The 1,373-nt window shown below is 64.5% G+C and carries 1 protein-coding gene; it reads left to right on the top strand.

The genetic code is table 11. The annotated features are described in order from the left end of the window. Positions 1 to 56 precede the first annotated feature (56 nt). Entirely contained in the window at positions 57 to 1,337 is a 1,281-nt protein-coding gene (locus tag H9Y04_RS45615) for an IS256 family transposase (RefSeq protein ID WP_438818229.1), read from the top strand. Positions 1,338 to 1,373: the final 36 nt, after the last annotated feature.

Here is a 1,373-nt window from a genome sequence, read left to right as displayed (position 1 = left end):
GGGTCTGTACGGTCAACGGTGGATCTTCGAGCAGGAAGTAACACCTGATGACAGACGTGACCGTGTCGGCTGAGGCCGTGAAGGAAGTGCAGCCGGCGGAACTTGCGCCGGATACTCTGGACGACCAGTTGATCAGCCAGCTGGTGGACCGGGCCAAGGCCGACGGGATCAAGCTCACCGGTGAGGGCGGGCTGCTGCAGCAGCTCACGAAGAAGGTCCTCGAGTCCGCCCTCGAAGGCGAGATCACCGACCACCTCGGGCACGAGAAGCATGAGAAGGCGGCCAGCGGCAACACCCGCAACGGCAACCGTTCGAAGACCGTGATCACCGAGGTCGGGCCGGTCGAGATCGAGGTCCCCCGGGACCGTGAGGGCAGCTTCGAGCCGCAGATCGTCAAGAAGCGGCAGCGCCGGCTGACCGGCGTCGACGAGATGGTGCTGTCCCTGTCGGCCCGTGGTCTGACCCACGGGGAGATCTCCGCACACCTGGCCGAGGTTTACGGCGCCGAGGTCTCCAAGACCACCATCTCCACGATCACCGACAAGGTGATCGACGGCATGAACGAATGGCAGAACCGGCCCCTCGATTCGGTCTATCCGGTCCTGTTCATCGACTGTGTGCACGTGAAGCTGCGGGACGGCAAGGTCGCCAACAGGCCGATCTACGTGGCCTTGGCGGTCACCGTCGAGGGCACCCGCGAGATCCTCGGACTGTGGGCCGGCGACGGCGGCGAGGGCGCCAAGTACTGGCTCCAGGTACTGACCGAGATCAAGAATCGCGGCACGGAAGACGTCTGCATGGTCGTCTGCGACGGGCTCAAGGGCATGCCCGATGCGATCGAGGCGGTCTGGCCCCAGGCGATCACGCAGACCTGCGTCGTTCACCTGATCCGGGCGTCGTTCCGCTACGCGGCCCGGCAGGACTGGGACAAGGTCGCCAAGGCGCTCAAGCCCATCTACACGGCCCCGACCCAGGATGTTGCCGAGGAGCGGTTCCTGGAGTTCGGCGAAACCTTGGGCAAGAAGTATCCCGCGATCGTGAAGCTCTGGGAGAACGCCTGGGCCGAGTTCGTTCCCTTCCTTCAATTCGACAGTGAAATAAGGCGAGTTGTCTGCACCACGAATGCCATTGAGAGCGTGAACGCCCGGATCCGCAAGGCCGTCCGAGCCCGCGGGCACTTCCCGAACGAGCAAGCCGCGATCAAGTGCGCCTATATGGCCGTCATGTCGCTCGACCCGACCGGGCAGGGCCGCAAACGCTGGACTCAACGCTGGAAGGCCGCGCTCAACGCCTTCGAGATCACCTTCGACGGCCGGCTCTCCGCCGCCCGGCGCTGAACCCCAACAACCCCAGAACCACCGTTAGCTTTACAG

This window comes from Streptomyces polyasparticus (genome assembly GCF_014493765.1).
GTDB classification, from domain to species: Bacteria; Actinomycetota; Actinomycetes; order Streptomycetales; family Streptomycetaceae; genus Streptomyces; species Streptomyces polyasparticus.
This window is presented reverse-complemented; position numbering and strand designations above follow the sequence as displayed.